Here is a 16,238-nt window from a genome sequence, read left to right as displayed (position 1 = left end):
TCCAACGTCCTTGGCAGAAGGCCACTTTGGTTGGTTACATTTCCGCAAACATTGCGACTCAACTGGGTCGAACCGAAGCAAAACGGGTCCTGACCAGACTGTTCGATGGTAGGCCGCAGATCACTCCCGTTGTCAAGCGAACAGTGCGCAACTCAATTCCGCACCTTTACTTTCGGGGCGGAGGGGGCAAGAACATACCGAATGTTCGTTTATCGAGATTCGGCAGCTATCGGCCGCCGACGGCTCGACGGCCGGTTCGCGCGTCCGTGCGCGCCGATCGTCGCCGGATGACCGCGACCAGCGCGGCGGCCGCCGTCAGAATAACGAAAATCCGCTCCGGCGCAGGGCCTATTCGTGTTGCGAGAGTGGTGTCGTCGCGCAGCGGAAGCTCCGCGACCAGAGCGGCTGGGACGAATAACGCGGTTTCCTGCCGCACGCTGCCGTCGGCGGCGATAATGGCGCTGACACCCGACGTGGCCGCGACAACCAGCGCTCTGCCGTGCTCGACGGCACGGATGCGGGACATGGCCAGCTGCTGATAGGTCATCTCGCTGTCGCCGAAGGTCGCGTTGTTCGTCGGTACCGTGAGCAGTTGGGCACCGGCTCGCATCGCGTCTTCGAACGACCGGTCGAAGGCCACTTCATAGCACGTTGCGACACCGATGTCGATACCCGCTGCCCGTACCACACCGTCACCATTCCCCGGCACGAAATACCCCGCACGATCGGCGTATTCGGAGAAAAGCCGGAAGAAACTCCGCATCGGCAGATATTCGCCGAACGGCTGGATGATCTTCTTGTCGTGCCGTTCACCGGGGCCCGCGGCGCCGTTCCACACCATCACCGAGTTGGTCGTGGTGCGATCCGAGTTGATCAGCACCGCGCCGACCAGGATGGGCGCGCCGATCCGCTCGGAGGCCGCGGTGATCAGGGCGGCGGCGTCGGCGTTGCGCAACGGGTCGATGTCCGAAGAGTTCTCCGGCCAGATCACCACATCGGGGCGCGGCGCGCGGCCTGCGGCCACCTCGGCGGCCAGTTCTTCGGTGCGCCGGACGTGGTTGTCCAGCACGGCCCGTCGCTGCGCGTTGAAATCCAGCCCGAGACGCGGCACGCTGCCCTGGATCGCCGCGACCGTGACCGTTCTGTCGCCTTTGTCCGGATCTGGTAGCGCGGACCGGAGCAGCAGACCGGCGAGCGGCATGACGAGCAGGGTGAAAGCCACAGCGGCGTACCCGAGTCGGGTCACGGGGGTGCGCCCGCTCGCAGCGGCCGGTCCGGGACTGCCCGCCTCGGGATCGGCGGTTCGAGGCCCGTCACCGGGGGCGCGAGAAGACCACAGCAGGCAGGCCAACGCCGCCGCTCCGGTTCCGGTGAGCGCGACGGCGAACCCGACCAGCGGGGCGCCGCCCACCGCCGCCAGCGACAAGAACCAGCCGTCTGCTTGACCGAAGGCCAAACGGCCCCAGGGAAATCCACCGAACGGGAAGCTGGACCTGCCCCACTCGGCCGCGGTCCAGGCCGAGGCCACCCACAGCGGCCAGCCGGGCAGCGCGCCGAGGAGCCGGGCGAGCAGGCCGAACAGGCCCAGGTGCAGCGCACAGGCGGTGGACAGCGCCAGCCACGGCGCCGGCCCGACATAGATGCCGGTCCACGGCAGCAGCGGGACGAAAAATGCCAGCCCGGCCAGGAATCCGTATCCGAAGCCCGCCCGCAGACGACCGTCACCGCGTACGGTGAGGGTCAGCGCCGCAACGCCCAGCGGCGCGAGAAACCACCACGGCCGAGGCGGAAAGCTGCCGAACAGCAGCAGGCCCGCGCAGATCGCAGACGCCGCACGCGCCGCCACGGGATGGCCGCGGACCGCCGCGGACACCTGCCGCATCACCTCGCGCACCCGCTCTCGCACCATCACTCGGCCACTGTCCGCCATCGGACCGGCCACCGCCAGTCGGCCCCTGACCGCGCCGATCGACCCGACGCAGGCATCGGACGCGAGCGAGCGCGGGTCCGCCACTCGACGTACCTCGCGCTCGGTGCGATGACGTTCGTCACATGGAACATCAAGGCCGCCAAAGCCCGCATGCGCGCGGAAGCCTCGGCGCACCGGTCGAACCGCATCGACCGAGTGGCGAGTTCACGCCGCACGACCGGCTCGGCGAAGGCGCGGCACAGAAGACCGCGCGCCTCTGCCGTGAACGAGTCATCCGGTGTCCACTCGTTCATCGCCGCTCGCCATCGGATCGTTAACTGCCGCCTGCACGATCTCGGCTCCGCGCCCGGCCTCCGCCGGGCAAACCGGCACCGCGCGGCCGCAATCAGCGAACCGGTGCCCCGCGACCGCGCTGGGCGATCCAACCGCCCGGCCGCAAAATGCTGCCGCTCCGCCCAGCACGCGACGGACGCACACCACAGTGGATGCCAGCAGGCAGCACGGAATAGTCCCGCCGTTACCCGATCGGCATCGCACTGCCGCGGCGCCGTGATTCGGTGCTCAGCAGGCATTCGCCACGGCGGCAACGTCAGCCGATCGGCCGCGCATCCGCCGCCGCTGCCCGGCTCTTCCACACTGGCACGCAGTGCCACTTCGCCACTCGCGGTCGTACGGTGCCACGCCTCGGCGGACATTCGGCAGGCCGAGTTCCGTGGGGCGGCGGGGAGCGAATCGCACGGCGTCCGCCGGCCGCACGCCGTGCGCCGCCGTACCGTAATCCTCTCTACGGCAGTCGTTCGGACCGGCGCGGAAGTCCGCCTTCGGGCGTGACGTCTCGGCCGCGATATCGATGATCCGGGGGCCGGATGCCCCTCCGCGTTGGCGCGCCACCAGACCGTGCGAGTCCGGCCGCACGACGATTTCGTCGCAACGGACAGACGGCACATCCTGGGCTCCCCCGCTGCCGACGCACCCGTCGGCGCCCCGCGCTCGCACCTAGCTGCCCCGCGATCACACCTGAGAAACCTGGTTACCGCCCGCGGAAGACGTGCGCCGTCGCGCAGACCCCGAGTGCGCCGGTTGCCGCCCACAAGCGCTTGCGCCCCCGAGTTCGATCGTCTGGCCATCGTCGGAGGGAGGCTCGATTCCCGTCGTCCGGCCGCCCCGCGACTCCCAGCAGAACGAGCCTCGGCCGTGGGCGAGCACCCATTCGGCCCACGCGAGTCCGGGCGCCCGGGGTCTGTGGCGGGGTCCGGTCGGGCCCATGGACGCGCGGTGGCAGGTAACCAGCCGGTCGCGATCCGCCCGGACACGATCCGATATCCGAGCATCGAACGGCGCTGCGGAAGGTCGGCGGCCGAGAGCAGCCCGTCATGAGAACTCCCCGTACCCCGGCTGGAGTGGCGACCCGAGCTCGGACGGCGTCGGGCCGCTGGCAAGCACGCGGCGAGCCGATCACGCATGTCCCGGCGCACCCGAATGCCGGGCACGAGACGGTCGCGAGCCGCGCTCGGCCCGGCGAGCGCTCGCTCACTTCGCATAGATCGTCGCTCCCCGGTGCACGGTGCGCAGGCAGGTTGGCAGCGGCGCATCCGGTCCCAGCGCGGGCAGTCCGGGTACCCGCGACCGCGGGTCGGTGGACCAGCGCTGCACCGAGTCGGCGGCCGCGGCGACGACGAGTTCGGCCGCGTCCCAGATCGCATAGGACGCGGGGGCGCCGGGCACGAGGGTGCCCGCCATCCCGTCGCGGACTCCGCCCGCACGCCATGCGCCCCGGGTGGCCGCGGCGAAGGCCGCGCGGGGGGACAAACCGTGTCCTGGCGTGCGATGGTTGGCCGCCGCCCGCACCGCCGCCCAGGGATCCAGCGCGGTGACCGGAGCGTCGGAACCGATCGCCAAGGCGACGCCCGCGGAAGCCATGGCGGCGAACGGATTCAGCGCGGCGGCGCGCTCGGCGCCGAGGCGCGCGGCGTACATGCCGTCCGGTCCGCCCCACGCCGCGTCGAATCCCGGTTGCACACTGGCGATCACACCCCAGCGCGCGAGTTGCGCGATGTGCTCACCGTCGATCAGCTCGGCGTGTTCGACCCGGTGCCCGAGCGCCGCGACCGCGGGGCCGCCGAGTTCGGCGGCCACCCGTTCGACACCGGCGACGACCGCGTCCATGGCGGCGTCGCCGATCACGTGGAATCCGGCCTGGATACCGGCGACGGTGCAGGCACGGACGTGGTCGGTGATCGCATCGGCGTCGAGATAGCTTCGACCGCAACCGGTCTCGTCGGCATAGGGCGTGCGCAACCATGCGGTGTGCGAACCGAAGGACCCGTCCACGAACAGGTCGCCGCCGAGGGCATGTACGCCGAGTTCTTCGATCAGGGCGCGGGCCTGTTCGGCGCTGCGCACCGCCTCGCCCCAATAGGCCCTGACCTCGACGCCGTGTTCGAACTCGAGCAGTTCGCGAACGTCGTTGCGGCCGGCGATCTCCGGGCCCGCGCATTCGTGGACCGCGACGACACCGCGCGCGGCGGCATGGTCAAGTGCCGCGGCGCGCGCGCTATCCCGTTGTGCGCGGGACAGATCGGCGAGCGCGGCGGTGCGCACCAGATGGTGGGCGGCGGCACGCACCGGTTCGCCACGGGTGAATCCGTCGGTCGCGGCCAGCTCGGGCAGCGTGTCCAGCAGCGCCGAGGACACCACCGCGGAGTGCGCGTCCACCCGCGACAGGTAGACGCGCCGACCGGCACCCGCCGCCGCGTCGATCTCCGCGACGGTGGGTGGCCGCCCCTCCGGCCAGGTGGTCTCGTCCCAGCCGTCGCCCAGAACGGCGCCGTCCGGGTGCGCCTCGGCGAACTCGAGCAGCAGCCGCAGGCAGTGCGCGAGCGACCGCGCGGCCGACAGGTCGAGCCCGGTCAGCTTCAGGCCCAGCGCCGTGACGTGCACGTGCGGGTCGACGAACGCGGGCGCGACGAAGGCGCCGTCGAGGTCGATGACCTCGGCGTCCGGGTGCAGCGCACGACCGGGTTGCTCGGCGCCCAGCCAGACGATGGTCCCGTCGCTCACCGCCATCGCCGTGGCGTCGGGTGAACTGGCACTGTAGAAACGACCGCCGATCAGCAACTGGGTACTCACGGGGCATCAGTCTGCCGTATGCCCGGTGCGGCGGTTTCGGTCAGCCGTGCAGACTCCGGTGGCGCGCCAGATCCTCCGGCTGCGCCAGCACCGCCATCACCTCCGCGTACTCCGGTGGCGCGCCACCGGTGCCGCCGGACGCCGCGGGCAGGCAGCCCGCCTCCACGGCGATCAGCTCCAGCCGCAGCGCCGCGGCGGTGAATCCGGAAATCGACTGTCCCGCACTGGCCGCCGCGCGTTTCACCGCGGCAGCCAGCTCCTCGCTCACCGTGACGGTGAGTTGCTCGGTGGCCATCGCGTCACGATAGCCCTTCGCGCCGCCGCGCGGAACCGGGTACCGCCGAGTTCACGCTCAGGACGGAGTGATCGCGCGGCGCGCGGTGCCTTGACCGTCGTCGTACCATTGCCCCACGACGACGCCGTCCACCACCGAACCCGCGTCGACGACCACGCCGCGGTAGGGCGCGGCGGCGGCGAGCCTGCGGAAGCGCCGCGCCGCGAACGCCGTGACCAGCGGACGCAGCAGCGAGCGCGTCGGAGGCAGCAGCAGAAGCAGGCCGAACAGCGAGGTGACCAGGCCGGGCACGAACATCAGCACCCCACCCGCCGCGACCAGGGCGCCGTCGGCCACGGCGGTGCCGGGCGCCACTTCGCCGCGGGCGGCCCGGCGGAACTGCTCGAACACCCGCCGTCCCTGCGCGCCGACCAGCAGCATGCCCGCGGCCGACCCGGCGATCAGCACCAGAACGGTCGGCAGCACGCCGATCAGTTGACCGACCGCGACCAGTGCGGCGACTTCGACGACGACGTACAGCACGAACAACAGGGCGGGCATGGCGATCCTTTCGGACGATCTACCCGTTCAACGTCCCGGACAGACGTTTTGCTCCCCGGCCCGTCTGATAAGTCGCTGAGATCCGCCGGTGTCAGCCGCCGGGCCGCACCAGCCCGGTCTCGTAGGCCAGTACCACGGCCTGAACCCGGTCGCGCAGACCGAGTTTGGTGAGCACCCGGCCCACGTGCGTCTTGACCGTGGCCTCGGACAGGTACAACTGCTCGGCGATCTCGGCGTTGGAACGCCCGGCCGCGATCTGCTCGAGCACTTCACGCTCGCGGGCGGTGAGCACGTCGAGCGCACGCGGGTCGCGGGTACGCGCCGGATTCTCCGCGATGAGCCGGTCCAGCAGACGTTTGGTGACCTTCGGCGACACCACGGCGTCACCGGCGGCGACGCTGCGAATGGCCGAGACGAGATCTTCCGGCGGGGTGTCCTTCAACAGGAATCCGCTGGCCCCCGCGCGCAGCGCGCCGAGTGCGTGCTCGTCGAGATCGAAGGTCGTCATGACGAGGACGCGGCTGCCGTGTCCGGCCTCCACGATGCGGGTGGTGGCGACGACTCCGTCCACGACGGGCATCCGCACGTCCATCAGCACGACGTCCGGTCGCAGTTCCGCCGCTCGGGCGACCGCGGCGGCGCCGTTGGCCGCCTCGCCGATCACTTCGATGTCGGGGTGCGCGCCGAGCACCATCTTCAACCCCATACGCATGAGTTCTTGGTCATCAACGACGAGAACGGTGATCGGCACGATTCCAATGTAACGTGACCCCTCCCGCCCGCCGGGTGACCCGCGGTGCGACGGGCCCGGTCTCCGTGGCCCATTCGGGCCGAATCCTGCTGTGGTGCAGGGTTCTTCGCACCATTCGAGCGGCCGGTGACCCGGCTCACTCCGCCGGACCGGGTTGCAGCGGAATGCTCGCGTGCACCCGCCAGGCTCCGTCGGCGGCGCGGCCCGCGTCGAGACTGCCGCCCAGCACAGCGACCCGTTCGCGCATCCCGACCAAGCCGAGCCCGCTGCCCTGGATCCGCGTTTCCGGTTCGGGCAGCGGTACCCCGCCGGTATCCGTGACGTCGATCAGCACGTCGGCTTCGGTGCGGCGCACCCGGACCCACGCCTTGGGGTGCGGTCCGGCATGCCGCAACGTGTTGGTCAGCGATTCCTGCACGATGCGATGCACACCGAGACTCACCTCGGGCGCGATGTCGTCGAGTTCACCGGTCAGCTCGAGTTCCACCGCCAGACCGGTGCCGCGCATCATCTCCACGAGCTTGGCGATACCCGCGGTGCCGTGCTGGGGCAACTGGTCCGGAGCGTGCTCGGTGCGCAGCAGGGCCACGGTTCTGCGCAGTTCACGCAGCGCTTCACGGCCGGTGCTCGCGATCGTGGTGAGCGCCTGTTCGGCCGCGTCCGGGTCGCGGCGCAACGCGTACTTCGCGCCGTCGGCCTGCACGATGATCACGCTCACCGCGTGCGCGACCACATCGTGCAGTTCGCGCGCGATGCGGGTGCGTTCAGCCGCGACGGCGTCGTGCGCGCGGCGGTCCTTGTCGTAGTCGGCGACCGCGAGACGGGCCGCGACCTCGGCGTCATAGGCATGCCGCGCGCCGATGAACTCCGCGAGCGTCCAGCACAGGGCGTAGAACATGGCGGTGAACACGATGTCGGGGCCGGAGGGTTTGCCGATCGCCACGATCGCGAGCGCGAGATCCACCGCCAGGCCCAGGCCGTACCACAGCCCCTCCCGCCGCCCCACGTAGGCGACCAGCGTGTACAGCATGATGCCGTGGGACAGCAGCGCGATGTGCTCGGCGTCGTCCTCGGCCAGGAAGCCCACCAGCGACGTCGTCAGCGACAGGGCCAAGGTGGCGGCCGCCATGGCTCGCGGGTACACCCGTCGCAGCACGACCGGCAGCGGAAGCAGCACTCCGATGGCCAGGTAGGCGAGCTTGTTGTGCGCGTTGGCCACCCCGACGATCTCCAGCAGCAGGAGAATCGCCGCCAGCACCGAATCGGCCACGACGGGCTTGCCCCGGAGCCACAGACTGAAACGACGCACCGGATCAGCCTAGGTGCGCCCGGCACGCGGGCACGCCGACCCGGCGGAGTCCGTCCGCCGCCGACCGCCGCGCGGGCGCCCGGCGAGCTCCGGATCCGGGGTCTGGTTGTCTGGCGGGGTGGAGATCGGAGACTGGGCGGTTCTGTTGACGGCGGCGATGGCCGCCGGGTGGGTGGACGCGGTGGTGGGCGGCGGCGGGCTGATCGTCCTGCCGACGCTGTTCGTGGTGGCCCCCGGCATCGCGCCGCAGACCGCGCTGGGCACCAACAAGCTCGCCGCGGTCGCCGGGACGAGCGCCTCGGTGCTGACGTTCGCGCGCAAGGTGCCGATGCGCTGGCGGGTCCTGCTGCCCGCGGCGGCGATCGCCGCGACGGCGGCCGCGGTGGGCGCCGCCGCGGTCTCGCTGATCGACCGCGAGTTGTTCGTTCCGATCGTGATGGTGGTGCTGGTCGGCGTGGCGGTGGTCGTCACGCTGCGGCCGTCGATCGGCGTCACCTTGGCCACCCATCCGCCCACCAGGCGCAAGGTCGTCCTCACGGTGGCGCTGGCGGCGGGGCTGATCGGCTTCTACGACGGCCTGCTCGGGCCCGGCACCGGAACGTTCCTGATCATCACCTTCGCGACCCTGCTCGGCACCGAGTTCGTGCGGGCCGCCGCCATGGCCAAGGTGATCAACTGCGGCTCGAATCTCGGCGCTCTGCTCTTCTTCGGCGCGACCGGGCACATCCTCTGGGCGCTCGGTGCGGGGATGGCCGTGGCGAACGTGCTCGGCGCCGTGATCGGCGCGCGCATGGCATTGCGGAAGGGCGCCGAGTTCGTGCGCATCGTGCTGCTGGTGGTGGTGATCGGGATGGTGATCCGGTTGGGCTGGCAGCAGTTCGGCTGATCAGCCCACCGGTTCGGCGTGATGGATGGCCAGCCAGGGTTCGAGCACCCGCGAGGTGGTCTCGTGAATCTTGCGGTGCAGCCGCTCGCCGTCCTCGACGCAGGCCACCGGTTGCTGGAACAGCACCGTCAACGCACCCGACACCGCACCGACGACCGCACCGACCAGTGCGGCGGCGCCGACCTCGTCGAGTTCGGCCGGGAACGCCTTGTGCAACTGCCTGGCGATCTCGCGCTGGGTGACCAGCTGGGCATGCGCGGCGCGCCCGCTCACCGCGGGCACAGTGCGCGACACCTGGGCGCGCAGCGCACCGATCCGGGCATGGAGATCGTCCACGAGGTGCTCACCGGGGTTGTCGCCCGCCGCGCGCAAGGCCCGCAGCAGGACCTCCACTGGGCGTTCCCCGGGGCGCCTGCTGGCGATCGCCGCCACCGCGGCGCGCACCCGCTCGTCGGACTCCGGGAAGAGCAGCTCTTCCTTGCTGGCGAAATAGTTGAAGAACGTGCGTGTGCCGACGTCCGCCGCGGCGGCGATGTCGGCCACCGTGGTCTCCTCGTAGCCTCTGGTCTCGAACAGCTCGGCTGCGGCCTCGAGGATGGCCCGGCGGGTACGTTCGCGTTTGCGGTCACGAAGGGGGGATGGCGGCACGCGGGCACAGTACGGCATCCGGCGAGCAACACGCCGGAAGCCCGAGTGTCGCGCGCGCCGTTCGCTCTACGCCACCGGCACATTCCGCGCAAACCCGCACGCGACGCACTTTTCCAGGGCGTGGGATCACCGCGCGGGCACGCGCGCGCGGCGGCACCGACTAGGTTGGTGCGGGTGAGCATCGCGACATCCAGAGACGTGGACGCCGAGTTCCTCGGTCTGCCACTGGCCGCGCTCGCCGACGCCGCCCTCGCCGCGGCCACGGCGGCCGGCGCCGAGCACGCCGACCTGCGAGTGCACCGCCTGGTCACCCAATCGATCCGGTTGCGCGACGGCCGGGTCGAGGCCGTCACCGACAGCACCGAACTGGGCTTCGCCGTGCGCGTGATCGTGGACGGCACCTGGGGTTTCGCGTCACACGCCGCGCTCACCCCCGATACCGCCGCCGAGGTGGCGCGCACCGCGGTCACCGTCGCGACCACGCTGCGCGCGCTCAACCGGGAACGCGTCGAACTGGCCGACGAGCCGCGCTACGCCGACGCGCGCTGGGTCTCGGCCTACGACCTCGACCCGTTCACCGTGCCGACCGGTGAGAAGGTCGCGCTGCTGCAGGACTATTCGGAGCGGCTGTCGCACGCCGACGGAGTCGACCACGTCACCGCGAGCGTGCTGCAAGTCAAAGAGCAGACTTTCTACGCCGACACCGCGGGGTCCTCGATCACCCAGCAGCGGGTGCGGCTGCACCCGAGCCTCGAGGCGGTCACGGTGGACACCTCGGCGGGGGTGTTCGAGACCATGCGCACGCTGGCCCCGCCCGTCGGCCGCGGCTGGGAGTACGTGACCGGCGCCGACGGCGTATGGGACTGGAACGGCGAACTCGCGCGGATCCCGGAGTGGCTGGCCGAGAAGGTGAAAGCCCCCAGCGTGCAGGCCGGGCCGACCGACCTCGTCATCGACCCGAGCAACCTGTGGCTGACCATCCACGAATCGATCGGTCACGCCACCGAGTACGACCGGGCCATCGGTTACGAATCCGCTTACGCGGGCACATCTTTCGCGACGCCGGACAAGCTCGGCACGTTGCGCTACGGCACCCCGATCATGCACGTGACCGGCGACCGCACCGAAGCGCACGGGCTGGCCAGCGTCGGTTACGACGACGAGGGCGTGGCCGGGCAGCGCTGGGACCTGGTTCGCGACGGCGTCCTGGTCGGCTATCAGCTGGACCGGGTCTTCGCGCCGCGCCTGGGTCTGCAGCGGTCCAACGGTTGCTCGTACGCGGACTCGGCGCATCACGTGCCGATCCAGCGGATGGCCAACGTCTCGCTGCAACCCGATCCGGACCGCGACACCAGCACCGAGGAGCTGATCTCGCGAGTGGACGACGGGATCTACATCGTCGGCGACAAGTCGTGGTCGATCGACATGCAGCGCTACAACTTCCAGTTCACCGGCCAGCGGTTCTTCCGCATCCGCGGCGGCAAGCTGGACGGCCAGTTGCGCGATGTCGCCTACCAGGCCACCACCACCGACTTCTGGGGTGCGATGGAAGCGGTCGGCGGGCCGTCGACCTGGCAGCTCGGGGGCGCGTTCAACTGCGGCAAGGCGCAGCCCGGCCAAGTGGCGGCGGTCAGCCACGGCTGCCCGTCGATCTTGGTGCGCGGCGTCAACATTCTGAACACCCGGACGGAGGCCGGCCAGTGAGCGACGATCTGTTTCCCGCGAGCGCGACCGTGGAGCGGGCGCTGGCGCTGTCCCGCGCCGACGAGGCGATGGTGATCGTCCGCGACGAGCACGAGGCGTCGCTGCGCTGGGCCGGGAACTCCATGACCACCAACGGCTCGTCGGTGTCGCGGAATTGGGCGGTGATCTCGGTGTTCCGCGAGGGACCCGCCCTCGCCCGCGTCGGCACGATCGCCTCGACCAGCGTCGACCCAGACGACATCGAGGCGGTCGTGCGCGCGAGCGAAGCGGCGGCACGCGGCGCCGAGCCCGCACGAGACGCGATGCCGCTGCTCGAGCCGGACGCGATCGATGACGACTGGGCCGCTCCCGCGGTCGGCACCGGTATCGAGGTGTTCACCGATCTCGCCGACGGCTTGGCCGCCGGGTTCGACAGCGCCGACCGCCTCTACGGTTTCGCCCACCATCAGATGCACACCACGTGGCTGGGCACGTCGACCGGCATCCGCCGCCGCTTCGTGCAACCCACCGGATCGGTGGAGATCAACGGCAAGCGCGGCGAGGGCACCGATCTGGCCAGCGCGTGGGTCGGGGTCGGCACCGCCGACTTCTCCGACGTCGACGTGTCCGGCCTGCTCGCGGACCTGTCGCGGCGCCTGGACTGGGCCAAGCGCAAGATCGAACTGCCCGCGGGCCGCTACGAAACGTTGCTGCCGCCCTCGACCGTCGCCGACCTGATGATCTATCTGGCCTGGTCGATGGAGGGCCGGGGCGCGCAGGAGGGCCACACGGCGTTCGCACGGGCGGGCGGGACCAGGGTCGGTGAGCGCCTCAGCGACATCCCGCTCACGCTCTACTCGGATCCGCATGCCCCCGGGCTGGAGTACCGCCCGTTCGTGGCGGCCACCGCGTCGTCGGAATCGATGTCGGTGTTCGACAACGGACTGCCCGCCGAGCGCGTCGACTGGCTGTGCGAGGGCGTGATCTCCTCGCTGATCTATCCGCGCGCCACGGCCGCGGAGTTCGACGCGCCCGCCACGGTTCCCGGGGAGAACCTGCTGCTCACCGGCGGTTCGGAGGCCACGATCGACGACATGATCGCCCGCACCGAACGCGGCTTGCTGCTGACCACGCTGTGGTACATCCGGGAGGTCGATCCGGCGACGCTGCTGCTGACCGGCCTCACCAGGGACGGGGTGTATCTCGTGGAGAACGGCGAGGTCACCGCCGCGGTGAACAACTTCCGGTTCAACGAGAGCCCGCTGGACCTGCTGCGCCGGGTGAGCGAGGCCGGCGCGACCGAGCTCACGCTGCCGCGCGAATGGAAGGACTGGTTCACCCGGACCGCCATGCCGCCCCTGCGGATTCCCGACTTCCACATGTCGTCGGTCAGCCAGGCGACCTGACGCCGGGAGTCAGGCGGCCGGGGTGATCTCGATGCCGATGGTCCCGGCCTTGCCGCGCCGCAGGTTGCTGCCGAGGATGACCAGCGGACCGGTGAGCCAGTACTTGCGCCGCAGCAGCTTGCGCACCCGTTCCGTGCCCTCGGCGTCGAGAATCCGTCCGGTCCCCTCGATCGCCGTACCGTGCGGTTTACCGCTCGCACTGCACGGCTGCAGTGTGACCGCCGGATTGCGCCGCAGGCGCTTGACCTTCCAGCTGTCGGTCACAGTCCAGACGTACAGTTTGCCGTTCTCGGCGACCGCCCACACCGCGGTGCCGACGGGTGTTCCATCCTTGCGGAAGGTGGTCAGCAGCACATAGTCGGCCTTTGAGACGGCGTCCAGCGAATTGGTCATGCGGGCAGCGTATCCCGGGTCCCGGCGGGGCGAAGCGAGCCGGCTCGCCGACCGAGGCCGACGGCGGCTCGCCGCCGACCTACTCCGGCATGCGGTATTCCCCCGCTTCCAGGCGCGCCAGCACGCCCTCGGTCCATGTGGACAGGTTCTCGAACACGCCGCTCCACAACTCCAGCAGATCGGTCGCGTGCGGCGCCTCGTACCGCCCTGGGAAGTTCGGGATCATCGCCAGCAGATCGGTGCGTATTTCCTCGCTGCGGCGGCGCTGTTCGCGCAGCTTCGCGATGACGTGCGAGCGGGGCAACGCGTCCATGAAGGCGATGCCCGCGCCCAGTTCCGCCATATCGATGCTGACCAGGGCCTCGTCCATGAGCCTGCGGAACTCGGCCTCGCCGGCCTCGGTCAGCTCGAACAGGGTGCGCCCCGGCCCCTGGTCGCTGTGCTGCGTACCGAACGCGCTCAGCTTTCCTTCCCGCGTCAGTTGCTTCAGGGCGTGGTAGATCGAGCCGGGTTTGACGTTGGTCCAGGTCTCCGCGCGCCAGGACAACAGCTCCTGTCGCACGGCATAGCCGTGCACGGGCTGGCGCAGGCGCATCACCCCGAGCACCAGCAGGCGCACGACGGACATGGCGAACTCCTTTCGCTCCGGATGGCATGGTAGTCAAGTTTGACTTCCGGGAAAGAACCGCCCTAACCTTGACTAGTCAAAATTGACTACCGCAGGTAATTGGAGGTTTCATGGCAGACACGGCGGTGCCGCAGCTCTGGACCGAAGATCTGGCCGGCACGCTGGATTTCTACAAGACGCTGGGCTACTCGGTGACCCACGAACAGATCCGTCCCTACGTCTACGGCGCCGTGGAGGACCACGGCTGCGCCCTGCATTTCGTGCCCGCGCCGAAGGATGGCGACGTACCCGCCGAACGCACCGGCTGCCTGGTCATGGTCGACGACGTCGCGAGCAGGCATCAGGCTTTCACCGCGGCGCTGCGCGCCCGCTACGGCAAGATCCCCGCGAAAGGCCTGCCCCGGATCACCCGCTTCCGGCCGGGGCAGTCCCGGTTCACCGTCGTCGATCCGGCGGGCAACCAGGTGATCTACATCCAGCGCGACGAACCCCCGAAAGTGGAATACGGCGGATCCAAGGAGCTCGACGGTCTGGCCAAGGTGCTGGACAACGCCCGCATCCTGCGCGACTTCAAGACCGACGACAAGGCCGCGTTCCGCGTGCTCGAGGTCGGCCTGGGCCGGTTCCGGGCCGAGGCGCCGCGACTGGACGTGGCCAGGGCACTCGCGGCGCTGGCCGAATTGGCCGTCGCGAGCGAGAACCCCGGCCGCGCCGAGCAGTTCCGGGCCGAGTTGCGCGCGATGCGGCTGTCGGCCGGGGAACGCGCGGCGGTCGCCGACGAGCTGCGCGCCTCCGACGACCTGACCGCCTGGCTGTCCGAATAGAGCCGCCCGGCGCGGACTTCACGCCGCGGTCAGCACCTGCGGCCCGTCCGGCGTGATCGCGACGGTGTGTTCGGAGTGGGCCGTGCGTGAACCGTCCGCCGAGCGGATGGTCCAGCCGTCGGGATCGGTGACGATACGGTCGGTGCTGCGCGCGAACCAGGGTTCGATCGCGATGGTGAGTCCGGGCCGCAGCCGATAGCCGCGCCCCGGGCGGCCCTTGTTGGGCACGTGCGGGTCCTCGTGCATGGTGCGGCCGAGGCCGTGACCGCCGAATTCGGTGTTCACCGGGTAGCCGTACGCGCGCGCCACCGCGGCGATGGCGGCGGAGATGTCGCCGATGTGGTTGCCCGGCACCGCGACCGCGATCGCCGCGGCCAGCGCCTCCTCGGTGGCTCGCACCAGCCGTACGTCCTCGGCGGCGGCGGAGCCGACCACGACCGTGGTCGCCGAATCCGCGACCCAGCCGTCGATTCCGACCGCGAGGTCCATACTCAGCACGTCACCGTCACACAGCGCGTAATCGAACGGAAGTCCGTGCAGTACAGCGTCGTTCACCGAGAGGCAGACCGTGTTGCGGAAGGGCCCGCGCCCGAACGAGGGCGCGTAGTCCCAGTAGCAGGACTGCGCGCCGCGCGCACGGATGCGCTCCCGGACGTGAGCTTCCAGCTCGAGCAGGTTCACCCCCACATGGGCGCGCTCGCGCAATTCGGCGAGCACGCCGGCGACGAAGCGCCCCGCCACTCGCATCCGCGCGATCTCCGCGGGGCTCTTCAACTCGACCATCGATCCTCCAGTGCGCCGGTATTTTTATACCACGTTAGCCGCGTTGGTATTTTAATACCAATCGAGTCGGTTGCGGTATTTAAATACCGGCCGTAGCCTGGGCGCATGGTCCGCCTCCCGTTGACTCCCGCGCAGATCGAGGCAGGGCGCCGCCTCGGCGCCGCCCTGCGCGCCGCCCGCGCCGACCGCGAACTCGCCGACGTCGCCCTGGCGGCCGGGATCTCACCGGAAACGCTGCGCAAGATCGAGACCGGCCGGTTGCCCTCCCCCGCCTTCGGCACCGTGGTCGCGTTGGGCCAGGCGCTCTCGGTCCCGCTCGATGATCTCGCGGATATCTGGCGGTCCGCGGGATTGGCCGAATCGGCCTAGAGCGCCGACTTCGGAGCGATCGCGATACCGACGGACGCGTCGGCGCCACGCAACAGCTTGTGCCCGCGAATGGCGAGTTTGCCGATGACGCCGTATTTGTCCGCGACCACGTCGCGCACGCGCTGCGTGCCGTCCGCGTCGAGGATGCGCGCACTACCCGGCAGGACCTCCTCCGAGGCCGGGCGACCGCGCCCGTCGCACACCTGCAGCGTGACCTCCGGATTGCGGCGGATCCGCTTGACCTTCCAGCTCTTCGGATTGGTCCAGACGACGATCCGGTCACCGTCGGGAGCCACCCACACAGGTGTGCCCACCGGCGTCCCGTCCTTCTTGAAGGTGGTCAGCAGGACGAACTTGCTCTGGCTCATCTCGTTCCACGTCATTCGAGAACGGTAGGCCCGCGCACCGGCGAGGACATCCGACTGGGGAACGGTTCGCTGTTACGCCTCCGAACGTAGCTGGGCGCCGCGCGAGCGGCGACGCGCCCGCGCCGCCGCTACCCGCGATAGTCACGGAAGAACTTGCGCACGTCCGCCAGGAACAGGTCCGGTTGCTCCGCCGCGGCGAAGTGCCCACCCTCGGCGTACTCGGGCAATGGGCCCCGCATGAGCCGATTTCTGTCGGCCCGATCCTCGCTCACCGCTGCCTGTGTGCGCGGCTTCAA

General features: G+C 70.3%; 16 protein-coding genes. 5 read left to right on the top strand and 11 right to left on the bottom strand.

Annotation, left to right across the window (positions count from 1 at the left end):
* Positions 1–226 precede the first annotated feature (226 nt).
* The 6 genes from lnt to LTT66_RS27480 all read right to left on the bottom strand — a co-directional run bounded on the left by lnt (position 227) and on the right by LTT66_RS27480 (position 7,954).
* Entirely contained in the window at positions 227–1,909 is a 1,683-nt protein-coding gene (gene lnt / locus LTT66_RS27505) for an apolipoprotein N-acyltransferase (RefSeq protein ID WP_408638872.1), read from the bottom strand.
* Between the two features lie 1,551 nt (positions 1,910–3,460).
* Positions 3,461–5,059, bottom strand: coding sequence for an amidohydrolase (locus tag LTT66_RS27500; RefSeq protein ID WP_233061387.1), 1,599 nt, complete (start codon positions 5,057–5,059; stop codon positions 3,461–3,463).
* 40 nt (positions 5,060–5,099) lie between these two features.
* On the bottom strand, positions 5,100–5,354 hold the full coding sequence (locus LTT66_RS27495; RefSeq protein ID WP_181723665.1) for a hypothetical protein: 255 nt from the start codon (positions 5,352–5,354) through the stop codon (positions 5,100–5,102).
* A 57-nt stretch (positions 5,355–5,411) separates the two neighbouring features.
* Positions 5,412–5,894 carry an FxsA family protein gene (locus tag LTT66_RS27490; RefSeq protein ID WP_233061385.1) on the bottom strand — a complete coding sequence of 161 codons (483 nt, stop codon included), beginning with the start codon at positions 5,892–5,894 and terminating at the stop codon, positions 5,412–5,414.
* Between the two features lie 91 nt (positions 5,895–5,985).
* A complete protein-coding gene (locus tag LTT66_RS27485) occupies positions 5,986–6,645 on the bottom strand; it encodes a response regulator (RefSeq protein ID WP_233061382.1) in 660 nt (219 codons plus the stop codon).
* 136 nt (positions 6,646–6,781) lie between these two features.
* On the bottom strand, positions 6,782–7,954 hold the full coding sequence (locus tag LTT66_RS27480) for a sensor histidine kinase (RefSeq protein WP_233061381.1): 1,173 nt from the start codon (positions 7,952–7,954) through the stop codon (positions 6,782–6,784).
* Between the two features lie 118 nt (positions 7,955–8,072).
* Between LTT66_RS27480 and LTT66_RS27475 the strand changes: the two genes are divergently transcribed.
* Positions 8,073–8,840, top strand: coding sequence for a TSUP family transporter (locus LTT66_RS27475; RefSeq protein WP_233061379.1), 768 nt, complete (start codon positions 8,073–8,075; stop codon positions 8,838–8,840).
* Here LTT66_RS27475 and LTT66_RS27470 read toward each other — a convergent pair whose 3' ends face one another.
* Positions 8,841–9,488 carry a TetR/AcrR family transcriptional regulator gene (locus tag LTT66_RS27470; RefSeq protein ID WP_233061377.1) on the bottom strand — a complete coding sequence of 216 codons (648 nt, stop codon included), beginning with the start codon at positions 9,486–9,488 and terminating at the stop codon, positions 8,841–8,843.
* Positions 9,489–9,662: 174 nt separating this feature from the next.
* On the opposite strand from LTT66_RS27470, the gene LTT66_RS27465 reads away from it, so the two are divergent.
* A complete protein-coding gene (locus LTT66_RS27465) occupies positions 9,663–11,192 on the top strand; it encodes a TldD/PmbA family protein (RefSeq protein ID WP_408638678.1) in 1,530 nt (509 codons plus the stop codon).
* A 68-nt stretch (positions 11,193–11,260) separates the two neighbouring features.
* On the top strand, positions 11,261–12,577 hold the full coding sequence (locus LTT66_RS27460) for a metallopeptidase TldD-related protein (protein WP_233069415.1): 1,317 nt from the start codon (positions 11,261–11,263) through the stop codon (positions 12,575–12,577).
* A gap of 9 nt (positions 12,578–12,586) precedes the next feature.
* Here the strand turns inward: LTT66_RS27460 and LTT66_RS27455 are convergent, their stop codons facing one another.
* On the bottom strand, positions 12,587–12,970 hold the full coding sequence (locus tag LTT66_RS27455) for a PPOX class F420-dependent oxidoreductase (protein ID WP_181723308.1): 384 nt from the start codon (positions 12,968–12,970) through the stop codon (positions 12,587–12,589).
* Positions 12,971–13,049: 79 nt separating this feature from the next.
* Positions 13,050–13,598 (bottom strand): PadR family transcriptional regulator, encoded by a 549-nt coding sequence (locus LTT66_RS27450; RefSeq protein ID WP_181723309.1) that lies wholly within the window; start codon positions 13,596–13,598, stop codon positions 13,050–13,052.
* Positions 13,599–13,708: 110 nt separating this feature from the next.
* On the opposite strand from LTT66_RS27450, the gene LTT66_RS27445 reads away from it, so the two are divergent.
* Positions 13,709–14,422 (top strand): VOC family protein, encoded by a 714-nt coding sequence (locus LTT66_RS27445; RefSeq protein WP_195099831.1) that lies wholly within the window; start codon positions 13,709–13,711, stop codon positions 14,420–14,422.
* Between the two features lie 18 nt (positions 14,423–14,440).
* Here the strand turns inward: LTT66_RS27445 and map are convergent, their stop codons facing one another.
* Entirely contained in the window at positions 14,441–15,205 is a 765-nt protein-coding gene (map, locus tag LTT66_RS27440; RefSeq protein ID WP_233061375.1) for a type I methionyl aminopeptidase, read from the bottom strand.
* A 105-nt stretch (positions 15,206–15,310) separates the two neighbouring features.
* Here map and LTT66_RS27435 point away from each other — a divergent pair, with 105 nt between their 5' ends.
* Positions 15,311–15,574, top strand: coding sequence for a helix-turn-helix domain-containing protein (locus tag LTT66_RS27435; protein WP_043698765.1), 264 nt, complete (start codon positions 15,311–15,313; stop codon positions 15,572–15,574).
* Here LTT66_RS27435 and LTT66_RS27430 read toward each other — a convergent pair.
* Positions 15,571–15,957 (bottom strand): PPOX class F420-dependent oxidoreductase, encoded by a 387-nt coding sequence (locus LTT66_RS27430; protein WP_233061373.1) that lies wholly within the window; start codon positions 15,955–15,957, stop codon positions 15,571–15,573. The genes LTT66_RS27435 and LTT66_RS27430 overlap by 4 nt on opposite strands.
* Between the last annotated feature and the right edge of the window lie 281 nt (positions 15,958–16,238).

Origin of the sequence: Nocardia gipuzkoensis (assembly GCF_021183645.1) — a bacterium.
In the GTDB taxonomy this organism is placed as follows: Bacteria; Actinomycetota; Actinomycetes; order Mycobacteriales; family Mycobacteriaceae; genus Nocardia; species Nocardia abscessus.
Note: the sequence above shows the minus strand (reverse complement) of the source record. Positions and strands in the feature narration are given on the sequence as shown.